The 16,902-nt window shown below is 40.9% G+C and carries 14 protein-coding genes; 11 read left to right on the top strand and 3 right to left on the bottom strand.

All coding sequences use genetic code 11. The features are described 5' to 3' along the window. The first annotated feature begins 17 nt into the window (after positions 1–17). Positions 18–794 (top strand): DNA repair protein RecO, encoded by a 777-nt coding sequence (gene recO, locus EG2_RS03160; RefSeq protein WP_060813414.1) that lies wholly within the window; start codon positions 18–20, stop codon positions 792–794. Here recO and EG2_RS03155 read toward each other — a convergent pair. Continuing rightward, complete coding sequence (locus tag EG2_RS03155; RefSeq protein ID WP_060813413.1) at positions 785–1,591, bottom strand: AraC family transcriptional regulator; 807 nt, start codon at positions 1,589–1,591, stop codon at positions 785–787. The genes recO and EG2_RS03155 overlap by 10 nt on opposite strands. A gap of 110 nt (positions 1,592–1,701) precedes the next feature. Between EG2_RS03155 and EG2_RS03150 the strand changes: the two genes are divergently transcribed. The 5 genes from EG2_RS03150 to glyS all read left to right on the top strand — a co-directional run bounded on the left by EG2_RS03150 (position 1,702) and on the right by glyS (position 9,191). Then, positions 1,702–3,714 (top strand): beta-galactosidase, encoded by a 2,013-nt coding sequence (locus EG2_RS03150; RefSeq protein WP_060813412.1) that lies wholly within the window; start codon positions 1,702–1,704, stop codon positions 3,712–3,714. Beyond that, positions 3,711–5,465, top strand: a complete 1,755-nt coding sequence (locus EG2_RS03145; RefSeq protein ID WP_060813411.1) for a glycoside hydrolase family 35 protein — start codon at positions 3,711–3,713, stop codon at positions 5,463–5,465. Before EG2_RS03150 ends, EG2_RS03145 begins: the two co-directional genes overlap by 4 nt. Before the next feature lie 485 nt (positions 5,466–5,950). Further along, positions 5,951–6,190: a hypothetical protein gene (locus EG2_RS03140; protein WP_060813410.1), complete on the top strand. Its 240-nt coding sequence runs from the start codon at positions 5,951–5,953 to the stop codon at positions 6,188–6,190. A 15-nt stretch (positions 6,191–6,205) separates the two neighbouring features. Then, positions 6,206–7,117 carry a glycine--tRNA ligase subunit alpha gene (gene glyQ / locus EG2_RS03135; RefSeq protein ID WP_060813409.1) on the top strand — a complete coding sequence of 304 codons (912 nt, stop codon included), beginning with the start codon at positions 6,206–6,208 and terminating at the stop codon, positions 7,115–7,117. 1 nt (position 7,118) lies between these two features. Then, positions 7,119–9,191, top strand: a complete 2,073-nt coding sequence (glyS, locus tag EG2_RS03130; RefSeq protein WP_060813408.1) for a glycine--tRNA ligase subunit beta — start codon at positions 7,119–7,121, stop codon at positions 9,189–9,191. A 99-nt stretch (positions 9,192–9,290) separates the two neighbouring features. Here the strand turns inward: glyS and rlmD are convergent, their stop codons facing one another. Next, positions 9,291–10,667, bottom strand: a complete 1,377-nt coding sequence (rlmD, locus tag EG2_RS03125) for a 23S rRNA (uracil(1939)-C(5))-methyltransferase RlmD (RefSeq protein ID WP_060813407.1) — start codon at positions 10,665–10,667, stop codon at positions 9,291–9,293. A gap of 115 nt (positions 10,668–10,782) precedes the next feature. On the opposite strand from rlmD, the gene recX reads away from it, so the two are divergent. The 3 genes from recX (at position 10,783) to ntdP (ending at position 13,342) form a co-directional block, all read left to right on the top strand. Beyond that, on the top strand, positions 10,783–11,577 hold the full coding sequence (gene recX / locus EG2_RS03120; RefSeq protein WP_060813406.1) for a recombination regulator RecX: 795 nt from the start codon (positions 10,783–10,785) through the stop codon (positions 11,575–11,577). Then, positions 11,570–12,715 carry an A/G-specific adenine glycosylase gene (gene mutY / locus EG2_RS03115; RefSeq protein WP_060813405.1) on the top strand — a complete coding sequence of 382 codons (1,146 nt, stop codon included), beginning with the start codon at positions 11,570–11,572 and terminating at the stop codon, positions 12,713–12,715. The genes recX and mutY overlap by 8 nt, the downstream gene beginning before the upstream one ends. A 93-nt stretch (positions 12,716–12,808) precedes the next feature. Continuing rightward, a complete protein-coding gene (ntdP, locus tag EG2_RS03110; RefSeq protein ID WP_003126316.1) occupies positions 12,809–13,342 on the top strand; it encodes a nucleoside tri-diphosphate phosphatase in 534 nt (177 codons plus the stop codon). A gap of 208 nt (positions 13,343–13,550) precedes the next feature. Here the strand turns inward: ntdP and EG2_RS03105 are convergent, their stop codons facing one another. Continuing rightward, entirely contained in the window at positions 13,551–13,991 is a 441-nt protein-coding gene (locus tag EG2_RS03105; protein ID WP_060813404.1) for a GNAT family N-acetyltransferase, read from the bottom strand. A 139-nt stretch (positions 13,992–14,130) separates the two neighbouring features. Between EG2_RS03105 and EG2_RS03100 the strand changes: the two genes are divergently transcribed. Both EG2_RS03100 and EG2_RS03095 read left to right on the top strand, forming a co-directional pair. Beyond that, a complete protein-coding gene (locus tag EG2_RS03100) occupies positions 14,131–15,255 on the top strand; it encodes an AI-2E family transporter (RefSeq protein ID WP_003126318.1) in 1,125 nt (374 codons plus the stop codon). Between the two features lie 101 nt (positions 15,256–15,356). After that, positions 15,357–16,733, top strand: a complete 1,377-nt coding sequence (locus EG2_RS03095) for a hemolysin family protein (RefSeq protein ID WP_003126319.1) — start codon at positions 15,357–15,359, stop codon at positions 16,731–16,733. The last annotated feature ends 169 nt before the right edge of the window (positions 16,734–16,902 follow it).

Below are 16,902 nucleotides of genomic sequence, written 5' to 3'. Positions count from 1 at the left end.
AGAAAGGAGCGTTGTTCATGAATTTAGTTGAAACAAAAGGGATCTTGTTATTTACTAGGGACCATAAAGAAAAAGATAAATTGGTCAAAATATTCACTGAATCGGCTGGAAAGCAAATGTTCTATGTAAAAGGTGCCCACCGCAAGAATAATCCTTTAACGCCAGCTCTGCTTTCGTACACTGAAGCGACCTATATTGGAAATATTCGTTCAGAGGGCTTGTCATTCTTGAATAATGCCAAAGATATCCATTCTTTTCGCAAAATCCAAGGTGATATTTTTCTTGCAGGCTATGCTACGTATCTATTGAATCTGGCTGACTCTGCGATCGATGACCGCGTGTACGATCCAAATCTCTATCATTTCTTACATGAAGCTTTGCAGTTGATGGATGCTGATAATGATGCAGAGATCATCGCCAATATTTTTGAGATTCAGTTGCTGCAGCGTTTTGGGGTCTCACCGATATGGGCCCACTGTGCGGTCTGCGGACAAACAGAAGGCCGCTTTGATTATTCCTCGAAATACAATGGCGTCATATGTGAAAAGCATTGGGCCTTAGATGACCATCGTTATCACGGTGATCCAAGGGCAATCCATTTTATTCGTTTGTTTGCACAAATCTCTTATGAACAAATCGCATCGATCAAGTTAAAACCAGAAACGAAGCAAGCGATTCGTCAGGTAATTGATTTATTGTATGATGAATATGTTGGCTTACATTTGAAAAGCAAAAAATTTATTGATCAAATGGGACAGTGGCAAGATATCCTGAAACCCAAAGATCAACGATAAAGTTGGCGAAACTTCTTTGGAGTGGCGCCGACTTTTTTTTTGAAAAGAGCAGTGAAATGACTTGCATCTGGGATTCCTACCAAGAAAGCGACATCTTGGATGTCCAGATGAGGCTCGCCTACCAATAATTCTTTGGCACGATTCAGGCGATAATTCAGCAAAAATTGGGAGGTTGACTGCCCCAAAAAGCGCTGAAAGAGACGCGACAAATACTGCGGAGTTACAAAAATTTTTTCCGCAAGTTCAGCGACGGTCAATGGATGAGCATAATTGGTTTCGATTTCTTGTAGTATAGGCGCAATGTAGCGTTGATACAAATGATGCTTTTCATTTGCGTCAGCATTTTGTTGTTGGATCAATGCCAAAAGAAAGTGATAGCAACTGCTGGAAGAGCGCAATGGGTCTAATATTTTTTCTTGATCGTCGCGGATTCGTTGATTGATCCACTCGCTGTAAGAAAATAAAGGGCTATCTTGTCCCATCAAGTAGCGGTTTCCGCCAAAAGGTTTCAACAATTCTTGTACTAAATCTCCTTGCAGCGTAACAAAGTTTGTCTGCCAGTCTCTATGAGGATGGTAACGATGAGGGATGAATGGAAAAATCAAAATGCCAGTCCCAGGAGTTAACACAAAGGATTGATCGTTAAAAAGGACGGTCCCTTGGCCAGCGGTAGTTTGCAACCAGTGATAATATGGGTAACCAGTGGGGCGAACCACTTCATCTTGCGACCACTGACTCCCAATGCTCTCGATACTGACAGGAAGCCGAGGGTTGTTCTGATAGAAATAGATAGACATAGAATTCTCCTTGTTTCGAAATATTATAGAATCATGACAATCCTATTATACTACAACTTTATGAAAAGCCTTACAATAATAATTATCAATGAGAAAAAGGAGCGTCAATCATGAAAAAAGTTTTTGAACGGTTTTTATTCGGTGGCGACTATAACCCCAATCAGTGGCCGCAAGAAATCTGGCAAGAAGATATGCGAATTTTTAGAAATGCACACATCAATAGTGCCACCATCAATGTCTTTTCTTGGGCAAAAATCCAACCTTCAGAGCACGATTATTACTTTAATGAGTTGGATGAGATGATTGATATGTTGAGTGAAGAAGGCTACGACATTGTATTAGCGACTTCAACAGCGGCGTTGCCAGCATGGATGTTCAAGCGCTATCCAGAAGTGGCTCGAACTGACTATGAAGGGCGGCATCATAAATTTGGACAGCGGCACAATGCGTGTCCTAACAGCTTAGTCTACCAAAAATATACACAACGATTAGCAGGAAAATTGGCGCAACGCTATGGTGATAACCCGCAAATCACTTGCTGGCATATCAATAATGAATATGGAGGTGAGTGTTATTGTGAAAACTGTGAGAAAGCTTTTCGGGTCTGGCTAAAAGATAAGTATCAAACCCTCGAGGCATTGAATAAAGCATGGAATCTGGAATTTTGGGGGCATACTGTTTATGAGTGGGACGAAATCGTTCTGCCGAATGCTCTTTCTGAAGGAATCGGTCATGACAAAACCGCATTTGCAGGAATTTCTATCGATTATCGTCGTTTCAATTCTGACAGTCTTTTAGAAAACTTTAAGTTAGAACGGGACGCTATTCGTCAATTCGATAGTCAAACACCGATTACCACGAATTTGATGGGAACTTTTAAAGGACTCGATTACTTCAAATGGGCAAAAGAAATGGATATTGTTTCTTGGGACAACTATCCTTCGTATAATACACCATGGAGTTTCGTTGCAATGACCCACGATTTGATGCGGGGATTGAAGCAAGCGCCGTTTATGTTGATGGAACAAACACCATCTCAACAAAACTGGCAACCATATAATTCATTGAAAAAACCTGGCCAAATGCGCGCGCAAAGCTATCAGACGATCGCTCATGGAGCAGATACAATCCAATTCTTCCAACTTCGTCGCTCCATTGGTGCTTGTGAGAAGTTTCATGGTGCGGTGATTGAACATGTTGGGCACGAGAACACCCGTGTATTTAAAGAAACTGCAGCATTAGGAGAAGAATTGAGCCGACTGAACGAAGTTTTGGGTAGTGAAACAAAGGCTGAAGTTGGTGTTCTATTTGATTGGGATAATTATTGGGCATTGGAATATACGAGCGGACCAACAGTTGATTTGACTTATGTGCAACAAATCCATCAATATTATCGTTACTTTTATGAAAAGAATATCGCAACAGATTTGGTGTCAGTTGATGCAGACTTCAGCAAGTACCAAGTGCTGGTAGCACCGGTTTTGTACATGGTAAAAGCAGGTATGAAAGAAGCTCTTGAATCCTTTGTAGAACAAGGAGGTACCTTGATCACAACGTATATGAGTGGCATTGTTGACGAGTCAGACAATGTCCATCTAGGCGGCTACCCTGGGCCTTTAAGAGAGCTAGCAGGAATCTGGGTAGAAGAAATTGATGCATTAGCACCAGAGCAGACGAACGTTATCCAATTAAAGAAGGGCAGACAGGGAGAAAGTAACTTAGTCAGTGAGATTATCCATTTGGAGACCGCTGAATCTGTAGCGGAGTACACGAGTAACTTCTATGCCGGTTCACCAGCAGTGACCAAAAATCGATTTGGTAAAGGGGTCGTTTATTATATTGGGACTCAACTTGAAAAAGATCTTTTAAATACGATCTTGGATGAAGCGATCAATAGCGCAAATCTAATTGCTGTGATTGAAGGAGAAACTAATCTAGAAATCAGCTGTCGTCATACGGAAGAAGCGGTTTACTATTTTATCATCAATTTCCAGGAGCAAGCGCAAAAGGTGCCGGCACAATTTGTAGGAAAGAAAGACCTACTGTCCGGTAAGCATTTGACTGGAGATTCCGTTGCAGATCAATACAGTGTATATGTAATCAAGGAAGGAAGAAGCGAATGACTGCTTTTGCAATCAAAGACGAATTTTATTTAAATGACCAGCCCATGAAAATTATTTCCGGCTCGATCCACTATTTTCGAGTTGTGCCTGCATATTGGCGGGATCGCTTAGAAAAATTACGTTTGATGGGTTGTAATACAGTCGAAACGTATGTGCCTTGGAATATGCATGAACCGCAGGAAGGAAAGTTTGACTTTAGCGATAATCTTGATTTGCGGCGCTTTATTCAGATTGCACAGGAGGTAGGGCTGTATGTGATCCTTCGTCCAGCACCTTATATTTGTGCGGAATGGGAATTCGGGGGCCTTCCTTATTGGCTGTTAAAAGATCCCTTCATGAAGATTCGCTTTGACTATCCACCGTTTATGGAAAAGATCGCTCGATACTTTACCCAGCTTTTTTCTCAAGTGAGTGATTTACAGATCACTCAAGAAGGACCAATCTTGATGATGCAAGTTGAAAATGAATATGGCAGTTATGGAAATGACAAAAGTTATTTGCGAAAGTCTGCTGAACTAATGCGTCACAATGGCATTGACGTGCCCTTATTTACGTCAGATGGTCCTTGGCTGGATATGTTAGAGAACGGTTCGATCAAGGACATCGCGCTGCCAACCATCAACTGTGGATCAGACATTAAGGAGAATTTTAGAAAACTTCAAGAATTCCATGGGAAGAAGCAGCCATTGATGGTCATGGAATTTTGGATCGGCTGGTTTGATGCATGGGGAGATGACAAGCACCATACCACATCGGTAACCGACGCTGCTAATGAATTGCGGGATTGCTTAGAAGCTGGCTCCGTCAATATTTATATGTTCCATGGTGGCACGAACTTTGGCTTTATGAACGGTGCCAACTATTATGAGAAATTATCACCAGACGTTACTAGCTATGACTATGATGCGTTGTTAACGGAATGGGGCGATGTGACACCTAAGTATGAAGCATTTCAACAAGTCATAGGTGAAATGACCGAAATCCCATCCTTTCCTTTGACTACAAAAATCACCAAACGGTCTTATGGTAGCTGGAATGTTAGTCAGCGAGTTTCTCTCTTTGAGACACTGGCTAGCATCAGTCAACCAGTCAAGAACAATTATCCTTTAACGATGGAACTGTTAGATCAAGCTACTGGCTATGTCTATTATCGTTCGCAAATTGGCAAATCGCGCGTGATCGAAGACTATCGACTGATCCATTGTCAGGATCGAGCCCATACGTTTATTAATAATCAGCTGCAATTTATTCAATATGATCAGGAAATTGGACAAAAAAAGACTCTCACACTGACGGAGGAGTCAAATGAACTAGGGATCTTGGTTGAGAACATGGGACGGGTCAATTACTCCGTCCAAATGAATCATCAATACAAAGGTATCAAAGATGGAGTGATCGTCAACGGTGCGTTTCAAAGTGAATGGGAAATATACAGTCTACCGATGGATAATCTTGATCAAGTAGATTTTTCCGGCCACTGGCAAAGGGGACAACCGAGTTTCTCCAAAGTGAGCTTTCAAGTGGATGAATGCGCAGATACATTTGTGGAACTGCCGGGCTGGGGCAAAGGATTTGTTGTGATCAATGGGCATAATATTGGTCGTTTCTGGGAGAAGGGACCGCAAAGACGGTTATATATCCCAGCTCCTTATTTACGAGAAGGAAACAACGAGGCTGTGATTTTTGAAAGTGACGGTCGGGTATCAGATATGATCGTCTTTCACGATCAGCCGGACTTAGGCCCTAATTGATTGCTTTTATATTTTTTTGATTGACAAAGTCCCTATACAGCTACTATGATAAGGATAATCAAATAAATACGTTGATCGGAAAAAAGAAAGAAGCCAGAGTCATCCAGCGAGCTTGGGATAGTGAAAGCCAAGTTGAATCCTTTTTTCGCAGGCATCCGGGAGTATGACTTAATGAAGCTGCCGAGTAATCGGAAGTAGGGTGGAACCGCGAGAATATCGTCCCTATATCTATGCGCAAGTATAGGTATAGGGATTTTTTGTTGTGGATCACCACTGCTCGAATCACTGTGATCGACCTGCAAAACAGGACATGCATGTCCTTGTTAGCGAACCCTGCTGGTAGAAGTGACTGCAGGAGTAACACAGAAGAGACGAGCAGATGTGAAACAGTAGGTTCGCAGGGAGAACGTAGTACCTGTGTCCTATTTCATGAAAAACTCAACCTTTGCGGTAGAATCAATGACTTAGAAAAGGAGGGAACCCTCATGCCATTTGATATGACGATTGCTGCATCAGAATTCAAAGAAAAAAAATTAAAAGTGTTAGCAAGTATTCCATTGCAAATCTTAGTCAAACAAGATGACCAAATAGTCAAAGAGTTAACAACAACACCGGACCAAATGTTGTATGATTTGTCAGATGTTTTGACGGATGACCATGTTGTTGAAGTAAAATTGATTCCAGGTCATGTTGTTGAATTTTATCCAGTAGTCAATGCGTTGTAAGAAAGGAAGAAAATAATGAGTAAATTAACCGTTCAAGAAATGATCTTGACTTTACAGAAGTTCTGGTCTGATAACGGCTGTATGCTAATGCAGGCGTATGATACCGAAAAAGGAGCAGGAACCATGAGTCCGTATACTTTTTTACGTGCAATTGGACCAGAGCCTTGGAACGCCGCCTATGTGGAGCCGTCTCGCCGACCTGCTGACGGCCGTTATGGAGAAAATCCCAACCGTTTGTATCAGCACCATCAATTTCAAGTGGTGATGAAGCCCTCTCCAGAAAATATTCAAGAATTATACCTTGAAAGTCTGCGTTTGCTAGGGATCGATCCGCTAGAACATGATATTCGTTTTGTCGAAGATAACTGGGAGAATCCTTCCATGGGTTGTGCTGGTCTGGGCTGGGAAGTTTGGCTAGATGGCATGGAGATCACTCAGTTTACTTACTTCCAACAAGTGGGAGGATTAGCCTGCAAACCCGTTACTTCAGAGATCACCTATGGACTAGAACGTTTAGCATCTTATATCCAAGAAGTTGAAAGTGTCTATGATTTGGAATGGTCGGCAGGGGTCAAATACGGTGAGATTTTCCGTCAGCCTGAATATGAGCACTCAAAATATTCTTTTGAAGTCAGCAATCAAGAGATGCTATTAAGCAATTTTGATCGCTTTGAGGCAGAGGCAAAACGCTGTATCGATGAAAGCCTTGTTCATCCTGCATATGACTATATTTTGAAATGCAGTCATACGTTCAACCTGTTAGACGCTCGAGGAGCTGTTTCGGTAACTGAGCGTGCTGGATATTTGGCTCGTATCCGCAATATGGCAAGACAAGTTGCCAAGTTATTTGTGGCGGAACGGGAAAAATTAGGCTACCCATTATTAGCACCAGAAGAAGCAGAAAAATTGATTGCGGGAGGGAAATAAAATGGCAAAAAACCTATTACTAGAAATCGGTTTAGAAGAAATGCCAGCACATGTTGTCACGCCAAGCATGAAACAGCTACAACAAAAAACGGCGGAGTTTTTGACAGCTCATGCACTGCAATTCAGTTCGATCGAAGCTTATTCTACACCTCGACGTTTAGCTGTATATGTGACTGGGATTCCGGAAAGTCAATCTGATACGCAAGAAGAAGTGAAAGGACCTGCCAAAAAAATTGCAATTGATGCCGATGGCAATTGGTCAAAAGCAGCCCAAGGGTTCGTTCGTGGACAAGGATTGACCACAGATGCAATTACATTCAAAGAATTAAATGGTGTGGAGTATGTCTATGTCACCAAGCATACTCAAGGTAAACCAGCGCTTGAAGTTTTAACTGGTTTGAAAGAGGTCATTACTAGTTTGACGTTCCCAGTAACAATGCACTGGGCAAATTTCGATTTTGAGTATATCCGACCAATCCACTGGATCGTAGCATTGTTTGGCGCTGAAGTCGTACCATTTACAGTCCTTGACGTAGTAACAGATCGGAAATCCCGTGGCCATCGTTTCCTTGGAGAAGAAGTCACCTTTGAAACTGCCGATGACTATTTGAGTCAAATGGAACGCCAATTTGTGATCGCTGATCCATCCAAAAGACAGCAATTGATCGTAGACCAAATTGAGGCAATTGCTAAAGAAAACAACTGGCGGATCGATCTTGATGAAGATCTTTTAGAAGAAGTCAACAACTTGGTAGAATATCCGACTGCTTTTGTCGGTGACTTTGATGAAAAATATCTTTCAGTTCCAGAAGAAGTCTTAGTCACTTCGATGAAAGAACATCAGCGGTATTTTGATGTGCGCACCCCAGAAGGTGTTTTGCTGCCCCATTTCATTTCAGCAAGAAACGGCGATCGGGTAAAAATCGATAATGTAGTCAAAGGAAATCAGAAAGTATTGACAGCACGTCTAGAAGACGCGGAATTCTTTTATAATGAGGATAAGAAACTTACCATCGATCAATGTGTGGAGAAACTAAAACAAGTCACTTTCCACGAAAAAATCGGTAGCTTATATGAAAAAATGCAACGGGTAGCTGTTATTGCTCAAATCATTGGAGAAACCGTCGGATTGTCTGAAGATGAAAGAACAGAATTGAAACGTGCATCAGAAATCTATAAGTTTGATTTAGTGACGAATATGGTCGGTGAGTTTCCGGAATTACAAGGAGTCATGGGTGAAAAGTATGCTCTCTTGCAAGGGGAAACACCGCAAGTGGCACAAGCGATCCGTGAACATTATATGCCTGTCTCTGCTGAAGGTGCGTTACCTGAATCAAGCGTTGGAGCAGTTTTAGCAATTGCTGATAAGTTAGACAGTTTACTGTCATTCTTTGCAGTGGGCATGATTCCAAGCGGATCGAACGATCCATACGCATTGCGCCGACAAACTTATGGCATCATTCGGATTATTGCTGAGAAACGTTGGTACTTCCCGTTAGCCCGTTTACAGGAAAAAATCCGCACAGCAATCAATGAACAACCATCAGTCTATGGCATTCAATTGAATGAAGGACAAGAGCAAGTCATTGATTTTGTTGACGGACGTCTGCGTCAATTCTTAGCAACGAAAAACATTCGTCATGATGTGATCGAAGCAGTGATCAACTCTCGTCAAGGCGATGTCAGTCTTTTGTTTGAAGCTGCTCAAATGTTGAGAGCGCATTTGAATGATTCTGATTTCAAACCATCGATGGAAGCTTTGACAAGGGTCATTAATCTTGCGAAAAAGGCAGATCTTGAACACAAACAAATCAATCCTGAATTGTTTGAGAACGAATCAGAAAATACGCTTTATGAGGCAGTGGTCGCCATTGAAGATAAGTTCCCGCAACAAACGATGGAACAAAACTATCAAAGCCTAGTTTCATTGAGACCATTGATCGAAGCTTATTTTGATCAGACAATGGTCATGGTAGATGACGAGGCAATACGTCGCAATCGTTTTGCATTATTGGATAAGATCGCCAAAATGAGTTTGGCAGTAGCCAGCCTTGATGCTTTAGTCACAAAATAAGATTTGATCCAGCTAGTGTCCAACAATGTGTGTTTGGATACTAGCTGAATTCCTAAAAAAGCCTAGCCATCTTCATTTACTTGAAGATGGCTAGGCTTTTTATATACGCGTCAATTTAACGACAACTTCACAACGAGCAGTTTGAGGAAACATGTCAACAGACTGTAGATACTCAATCTTGAAGACAGACGCTAATTTGACCAAATCACGGGCTAATGTTGAAACATTACAGGAGATATAAACCATTTTCTTTGGCGGCTGAGCAACTAACGCTTGCAACAGGTGGTCATCTAATCCAGTTCGAGGGGGGTCAACCACAATACTGTCGGGTCTAAAACCAGCAGCAAACCATTTAGGGAGTAAGTCTTCAGCAGTTCCTGTTTCATAATGCGTATTAGTTGCTTGGATTCGGCGGGCATTTTCTTTGGCATTTTCGATTGCTTGCGGAATGATGTCCATCCCACGGACTTCCTTTGCATGTTTTGCGAGGCTTAGTCCAATCGTTCCAACACCACAATAGGCATCAACGACGGTTTCATTTTTTGACAATGCCAGTGCTTTGATTGCTTCGTCATAAAGTACACTAGTTTGTTGCGGATTCAATTGGAAGAATGCACGAGGAGAAAGGTCGAATGTCAATTCCTGCAATCGTTCTTCAATCGCTTCTTTTCCCCAGAGATGTAAAGTTTCATCCCCCATGATCACCGAGGTCTTCTTGCTTTGGACATTTTGCATGATCGAAACTACTTGGGGCATGCGTTGATTGATTTCTCGAATCAAGGCATTTTTCTGTGGTAATTTGCTAGAGTTCGTGATAAAAACGACTTGTACTTCGCCAGTCGCTCTGCCCACTCTGACCATCAGAGTCCTTAGGATGCCGCTGTTTTTTCTTTCATCATAGATTGGGAGCTGATACTTGTTCAGTAACTGCACAAGGCCATTGATCACATCTTGTGTTGCTTTTTCTTGAACGAGACAATCATCGATCGCCACTAAACGATGAGAATCCATTTCGTAAAGACCAGCTTCGATTCGTTTTGATTTTGTATCATATCGCAACTGAAATTGCGCTTTGTTGCGATAGTGCCATGGTTCTTCCATGCCAATCGTATCTTTTAAGATATACTTCTGATAACCTTTGGGCTTAAATTTGGTTAATGCTTGTTTTAATAAGTCTTTCTTAAAGTCTAGCTGCTTTTCATAAACAAGATGCTGTAATTGACAGCCCCCACAACGATCATAAAATTTGCAGGGAGGGAGAATACGGTCGCTGCTTTTTTTGATGATTTTGGTCATTCTTGCTTCTGCAAACCTCGGAGTTGCTTTGGTCACTTCTGCAATCACTTCTTCTCCCGGAAGAACTCGCGGGACAAAGACGATCAATTTTTTATAATAGCCGATTCCTTCTCCGTTGATTCCTAAACGTTTGATCGTCAGTTGTAGTTTTTGACCGTTTTTAAGTTGTACGTTTGCCATGATTGCTCCTTATCGATAAATAGTCTCTCTATTTTACCATACTTTTTATAGCTCTTTTGAAGGAATTTCCCCTTTTTTGTGATAAACTAGAATATACGTTCGTGAGGTGAAGAAAATGATAACGATCATTCGTATCAGTAAGGGAAAAGGTCCCTTTTACGAAGTAGACTGCTCCAATGGAGAATCTTTGCGGGTTTCTGAGGATCTTCTGGTTCGTTTCCGTCTTCTAAAAGGAAAAGAAGTAACGGAAGAAGAGTTGACCGAAATCAAAAAAAGCTCCGGTTTTGATATTGGGCTGCAGCAAGCAATGAATTACATTAGTTATCAACTGCGTTCCGAAAAAGAAGTTCGTACCTACCTAAAAGACAAAGAAATCAATTTAGAGGATCGCCATTTGGTCGTGCAGCGATTGAAAGAACTAAATTTACTTGATGACCGTACCTATGGAGAAAGCTACTTGCGGACACAAATCCGTTTAGGAGACAAAGGGCCATCAGTCATCAGTCAGCAACTAAAACAAAAAGGGCTGTCTGAAGAAGTGATTCAAGAAGTGATGCCGTTATATACAGAAGAACAGCAATTTGATGTCGGCTATCATACTGCCGAAAAAGCATTGCGTCGGTTTCAAGGGAAAAGTCACAAAGAGATGATGCAGAAACTATCGCTGCACCTAATGCAAAAAGGGTTTAGACAACCAGTTATCCAATTAATTTTAGATGAACTGCCTACAGATAGAGACGACGAAGAGGAAAACGCAGCTTTGCAAAAAGAGGGTCAACGACTTTTACGAAGACATCAGCGGTTGCCTTTGAATAAAAGAAAAATGAAAATCAAACAAGGTCTTTACCAAAAAGGGTTCGCGCTGGATGCGATCCAACAATTTTTAGATGAGGAAGTTATGGATGAATAAACAGTGGGAAAAGTGGTCAGAAGAGGACATTCGTTCTTTCCAAGACAAGTTTTTGAACTGGTACCATGATGAAAAAAGGAATCTCCCTTGGCGAGCAACCAATGATCCCTATGCAATCTGGATCTCGGAGATCATGCTCCAGCAAACAAGAGTGGACACCGTCATTGGCTATTATTACCGCTTTATGGAACAATTTCCAACCATCAAAGATTTAGCTGGTGCAGAAGAACAGAAGCTTTTGAAGGCTTGGGAAGGATTGGGTTATTACTCTCGTGCCCGCAATTTAAAAGCTGCCGCTCAACAAATCATGGCAGAGTTCGATGGAGAGATGCCACAGACCATCACTGATATTCGTTCGTTAAAGGGGATTGGTCCTTACACTGCCGGGGCGATCGGCAGTATCGCTTTTGGATTGCCGGAACCTGCAATCGATGGCAATGTGATGCGTGTAGTGAGTCGTTTGTTTTGTATTGAGGCAGATATAGCAAAAGCAAGTTCTCGCGGAGTCTTTGATGAAGCAATGCGTACAATCATTTCTCACGATGAGCCAGGAGAATTCAATCAAGCTTTGATGGATCTTGGTTCAAGTATTTGTACGCCTACTTCGCCATTATGCGAGGAATGTCCACTGCAAGAATATTGTCTAGCTTATCAGCAGGGAACACAAACCGACTTTCCCGTAAAATCAAAAAAAGCGAAGCCAAAAGACGTGTACTACATTGCTGGAGCTATTGAAGAAGATGGCCGCTTTTTATTGGTGCAGCGGCCAGAAACTGGATTGTTAGCCAAAATGTGGCATTTTCCGCTTTTGGAAGTGGATCAGGCGACCTATACGCAATTATTGGCTTATTGGCAAGACCAACAGTTAACATTGGATGCAGTTGCAGAAGAACCAGCTCCGATTTTCCCTGAATTTCCCGTCGTTTGGCAAAAAAGACATCTTGGTGAGGTTACTCACATCTTTAGTCATTTGAAATGGCACGTACTGCTTTTTTATGGACGCACACCGTCGGAATTCTCCTTAGAACACAGTCAATGGGCTGCGCCAGAAGAATTTGAACAGTATGTCTTTCCCAAACCTCAGTTGAAATTAGTCGAACAATTGAAGAAAAATCATAAAGTCGATAAACATTTCTAGGCAAAGGGTTGTTTTATTGCTATAATATTTACGATATCGGTGTAATGAACACCCAAACAAAACGCAAGTTTTCTTGCTGAGGGAAGGGTTGCTATGCGAGTTCCAAAAGAAGGAGAGTTTGTCAGCATCCAAAGCTACAAACATGACGGCAATTTGCATCGAACGTGGCGGGATACTATGGTCTTAAAGACGAGCGAATTCTCAATGATTGGTGTCAATGATCATACATTGGTGACTGAATCGGATGGAAGACGCTGGGTTACCCGTGAGCCAGCTATTGTATATTTTCATAAAAAATACTGGTTTAATGTAATCGCAATGATCCGAGAAAAGGGGGTTTCCTATTATTGTAATCTCGCTTCACCGTATTTGCTTGATGAAGAGGCCTTGAAATATATCGATTATGACCTTGATATCAAAGTATTTCCTGATGGTGAGAAACGTTTACTAGATGTGGATGAATATGAGCTTCATAGCAAGATCATGCATTATCCGCAGGACATTGATTTTATTTTAAAAGAAAATGTCAAAATTTTAGTAGATTGGATCAATAATGGCAAAGGACCATTTTCTGAGGGGTATGTGGACATTTGGTATGATCGCTACAAGCAGTTGTCTCAGAAATAGCAAGGAGTAGCCGTAAAGGATCACTTCATTGTGCAAAAGACTCGACTTTAATTACAAGTCGAGTCTTTTTGTATCAAAAAATAGTGCCTGTCATCAACTGATTGATTTGTAAGGCGGGGCTTCTTTAAAAGGAGATTCATCCAGTTCTATAGAGCAGCGAAAGCTGTCAATCACGTGAGTTATAAGTGATTGACAGCTTTTAAGATACCTAGTTCTGCAGATATTTACTCATTTTGATGTGGGGCATATCCGCATCAAGAAATTCTTCCCCTTCCGGTTGGTAGCCTAGAGAAAGATAAAAACCTTTTGCGGTTAGCTGAGCACCTAAAGTGATTTTTTGAAACCCTTGTTTCCGAGCAAAATCCTCCGCCCCTTGGATCAAAATTCGTCCTAAGCCTTTTTTGCGATGGGCAACGGGTACGGCCATACGCTGAAGTTTCAATGTGTGGCTATCTATAGGAAGCAGTCGCAAAGTTGCTGTTGCTTCTTTTTGTTCATTATAGAGAACAAAATGAACCGCGTTTGCTTCGTCCTGATCGATTTCAAGACTTAAGGGCACGCCTTGTTCTTTGACGAAGACATCATTACGAATTTTCAACGAGTCCAAATAAATTTCGCTTAATGTATCTTTGGTTTGTGCGACGAACATAAAATCAACCACCTTCTTATTTCATCAATTATTTTCTAAGTATACCATTTTTACGAAAAGAAAAATTACTTTTGCGGCTAAAGTCGCAAGCTTTTTTTTGCAAAATACTCTATAATAGTGAAAAAAAGGAGGGAATCGTTTGTTCGACAAATTCAAACAATCAAAACTTTTCTTCTGGTCATTAGAAATTCTCGTTCTTGCCACGTTAGCCCTGGTATTGAGCAAAATCAATTTCTTATTTGCACCAGTAGGAACATTTTTTTCGACATTATTTGCGCCGGTCTTGATTGCAGGCTTTTTGTACTATCTACTTAATCCGATCGTCGTTTTTCTGATGAAGACCACCAAGATCAAAAGAATCTACGCTGTGATTTTAGTTTTACTCTTATTAGTAGCAGCTATTGTCCTAACAGTCGTAAGCGTGATTCCAAATCTGATCAACCAAATTTCACAACTTGCAGAAAATATTCCTACTTTTGCTAAAAATATGGAGACTTGGATTTCTAAAATAGCAGATGACCCAGTATTTAAACAGATCGACTTTGCGCAACAGTTAGAAAATCTCAATCTTTCCTATGGTTCATTGCTGCAACAATTTCTAAGTGGGCTGTCAACAAGTTTGGGATCGATCGTAGGAACGATTGCTTCAGCAACGATGATCATTGTTACAGTGCCATTCATCTTGTTTTATATGCTGAAAGACGGCGAGAAACTTGTGCCAAATATTCAATCAGTTTTACCTGAAAAAAGACGAAATCAAATCATCGAGTTATTGGGTGATCTGAATAAAACATTGTCCAATTACATTAGCGGGCAAGCGATTGAATGTATTTTTGTCGCGACCTTTACCTTTATCGGCTACTGGCTAGTGGGTGTCAATTACGCCTTTTTATTTGGTGTCATTGCAGGGATCACTAACTTGATTCCTTATTTAGGCCCTTACCTCGGCTTGATTCCGGCAGTTTTAGTGACGATCTTTGATGATCCTTTCCGGGCTCTGTTATGTGGTGTAGTCGTGTTAGTCGTTCAACAATTAGACGGTAATGTGATCTATCCTAATGTCATCGGCAAGTCATTGGCGATTCATCCGCTAACCATTATTTTAGTGTTGCTAGTCGCAGGGAACATCGCTGGATTACTGGGTATTTTCTTAGGAGTACCTTTCTACGCCATTTGTCGCACGATTGTGATTTTTGTGATTCGTTTGATTCGTGACGATAAAAGCAAGAAAAACCAGGAGAAATTGATCGAACTAGATAACTGATGGTTTTTATTGCAAAGAAAAAAGCTTTATGATACGATTTTATCGTGGGTATAGCCCACGATTTTTTTTAGAAAATGTAAAAATAAGGAGAGAATGCTATTATGAATGCTGACCCCGAGAGTCAGTCGCTATTAGCGCAAATTTTATTATTGATCGTTTTGACATTGATCAATGCTTTCTTGGCTGCTTCAGAAATCGCGGTTGTTTCAGTTAATAAGAACCGTGTAGAACAGAAGGCTGAGGAAGGAAATGTCAAATCACAAAAATTATTGAAAATCATTGACAATCCCACCAACTTCTTGTCGACGATCCAAGTTGGGATCACATTAGTCAATATCTTATCAGGGGCCTCACTGGCAGATACGCTATCTACCCGCTTAGCACCCGTTCTAGGTGGCGGAGCTGCAGCAAAAAGCCTGGCTAATATCATTGTATTAGCGATTTTGACCTATGTTTCGATCGTATTTGGTGAATTGTATCCAAAACGAATCGCAATGAACAAATCTGAAGAAGTCGCTCAATTTACTTCAGGTGTGATACGTGTGATTGGTACGATCGCAAAACCCTTTGTGTGGTTGCTTTCTGCTTCAACTAGTTTGTTAGCTCGAATCACACCAATGGAATTTGATGATGAAGATACAAAAATGACTCGTGATGAAATGCGGTATATGTTAGAAACAGAAGGTGTCTTTGAAGAAGATGAACTGGAAATGCTACAAGGAATCTTTTCATTGGATACTAAGGTGGCCCGTGAAGTGATGGTGCCCCGCACTACTGCATTTATGGTCGATATCAATGACTCAGTAGATGAAATTTTGACAGAAATTTTAGCAGAAAACTATTCTCGAATCCCAGTATATAATGAGGACAAAGACAAAGTCGTAGGTATTTTACATACAAAAAACCTGCTGAAATGTGCCTATAAATATGGATTTGAAACATTAGATATTAAACAAATCCTCCAAGAACCATTATTTGTGCCTGAAACTGTATTTATTGATGACTTACTCTATGAGTTGAAAAAGACTCAAAATCAGATGGCTATCTTATTAGACGAATACGGCGGTGTCGTAGGTCTGGTTACTTTAGAAGACCTCTTAGAGGAAATCGTTGGTGAGATCGACGATGAATCGGATGAAGTAGAAGAATTATATGAACAAGTTTCTGATCATGAGTATATCATCCAAGGGCGAATGTTGATTGATGACTTTAATGAAGCATTTGATATGAGCCTGCACATGAGTGATGTTGATACAATGGCCGGATATTTGATCACAGCTTTAGGTTTGATTCCTGATGAAGGGGAGAAATTATCCTTTAAAGTGGATAACGTCACACTGATCACAGAAGAAATGGAAGGGTCACGTGTATTGAAGATCCGCGTTATCTTCCATGATCCTGAAGAAACAGCTGTCGAACCTGAAGAAGAACGCCGCTATTTCAAAAAAGATTTTGAAGAAGACGAACCTCGTCGATAAAATGAATGCTTGAAGCAATTGCTTCAAGCATTTTTTTGTCTAAAAATAATATATAGAACAGAATGAGTTAATCAAATGATACAGATTTAGCTAGATAAAAAAACTAAAATAACTAAGCATATTTCTTGCTTTTCTTGTGGATTAAAGAGAGGATAAGAGTGCGATAATT

This window comes from Enterococcus gallinarum NBRC 100675, from assembly GCF_001544275.1.
Lineage (GTDB): Bacteria > Bacillota > Bacilli > Lactobacillales > Enterococcaceae > Enterococcus_D > Enterococcus_D gallinarum.
This window is presented reverse-complemented; position numbering and strand designations above follow the sequence as displayed.

Excerpts from the sequence above, each read along its gene's own strand:
- recO (WP_060813414.1), top strand. The coding sequence starts at position 18 with ATGAATTTAGTTGAAACAAAAGGGATCTTGTTATTTACTAGGGACCAT.
- EG2_RS03155 (WP_060813413.1), bottom strand. The coding sequence starts at position 1,591 with ATGTCTATCTATTTCTATCAGAACAACCCTCGGCTTCCTGTCAGTATC.
- EG2_RS03150 (WP_060813412.1), top strand. The coding sequence starts at position 1,702 with ATGAAAAAAGTTTTTGAACGGTTTTTATTCGGTGGCGACTATAACCCC.
- EG2_RS03145 (WP_060813411.1), top strand. The coding sequence starts at position 3,711 with ATGACTGCTTTTGCAATCAAAGACGAATTTTATTTAAATGACCAGCCC.
- EG2_RS03140 (WP_060813410.1), top strand. The coding sequence starts at position 5,951 with ATGCCATTTGATATGACGATTGCTGCATCAGAATTCAAAGAAAAAAAA.
- glyQ (WP_060813409.1), top strand. The coding sequence starts at position 6,206 with ATGAGTAAATTAACCGTTCAAGAAATGATCTTGACTTTACAGAAGTTC.
- glyS (WP_060813408.1), top strand. The coding sequence starts at position 7,119 with ATGGCAAAAAACCTATTACTAGAAATCGGTTTAGAAGAAATGCCAGCA.
- rlmD (WP_060813407.1), bottom strand. The coding sequence starts at position 10,667 with ATGGCAAACGTACAACTTAAAAACGGTCAAAAACTACAACTGACGATC.
- recX (WP_060813406.1), top strand. The coding sequence starts at position 10,783 with ATGATAACGATCATTCGTATCAGTAAGGGAAAAGGTCCCTTTTACGAA.
- mutY (WP_060813405.1), top strand. The coding sequence starts at position 11,570 with ATGAATAAACAGTGGGAAAAGTGGTCAGAAGAGGACATTCGTTCTTTC.
- ntdP (WP_003126316.1), top strand. The coding sequence starts at position 12,809 with ATGCGAGTTCCAAAAGAAGGAGAGTTTGTCAGCATCCAAAGCTACAAA.
- EG2_RS03105 (WP_060813404.1), bottom strand. The coding sequence starts at position 13,991 with ATGTTCGTCGCACAAACCAAAGATACATTAAGCGAAATTTATTTGGAC.
- EG2_RS03095 (WP_003126319.1), top strand. The coding sequence starts at position 15,357 with ATGAATGCTGACCCCGAGAGTCAGTCGCTATTAGCGCAAATTTTATTA.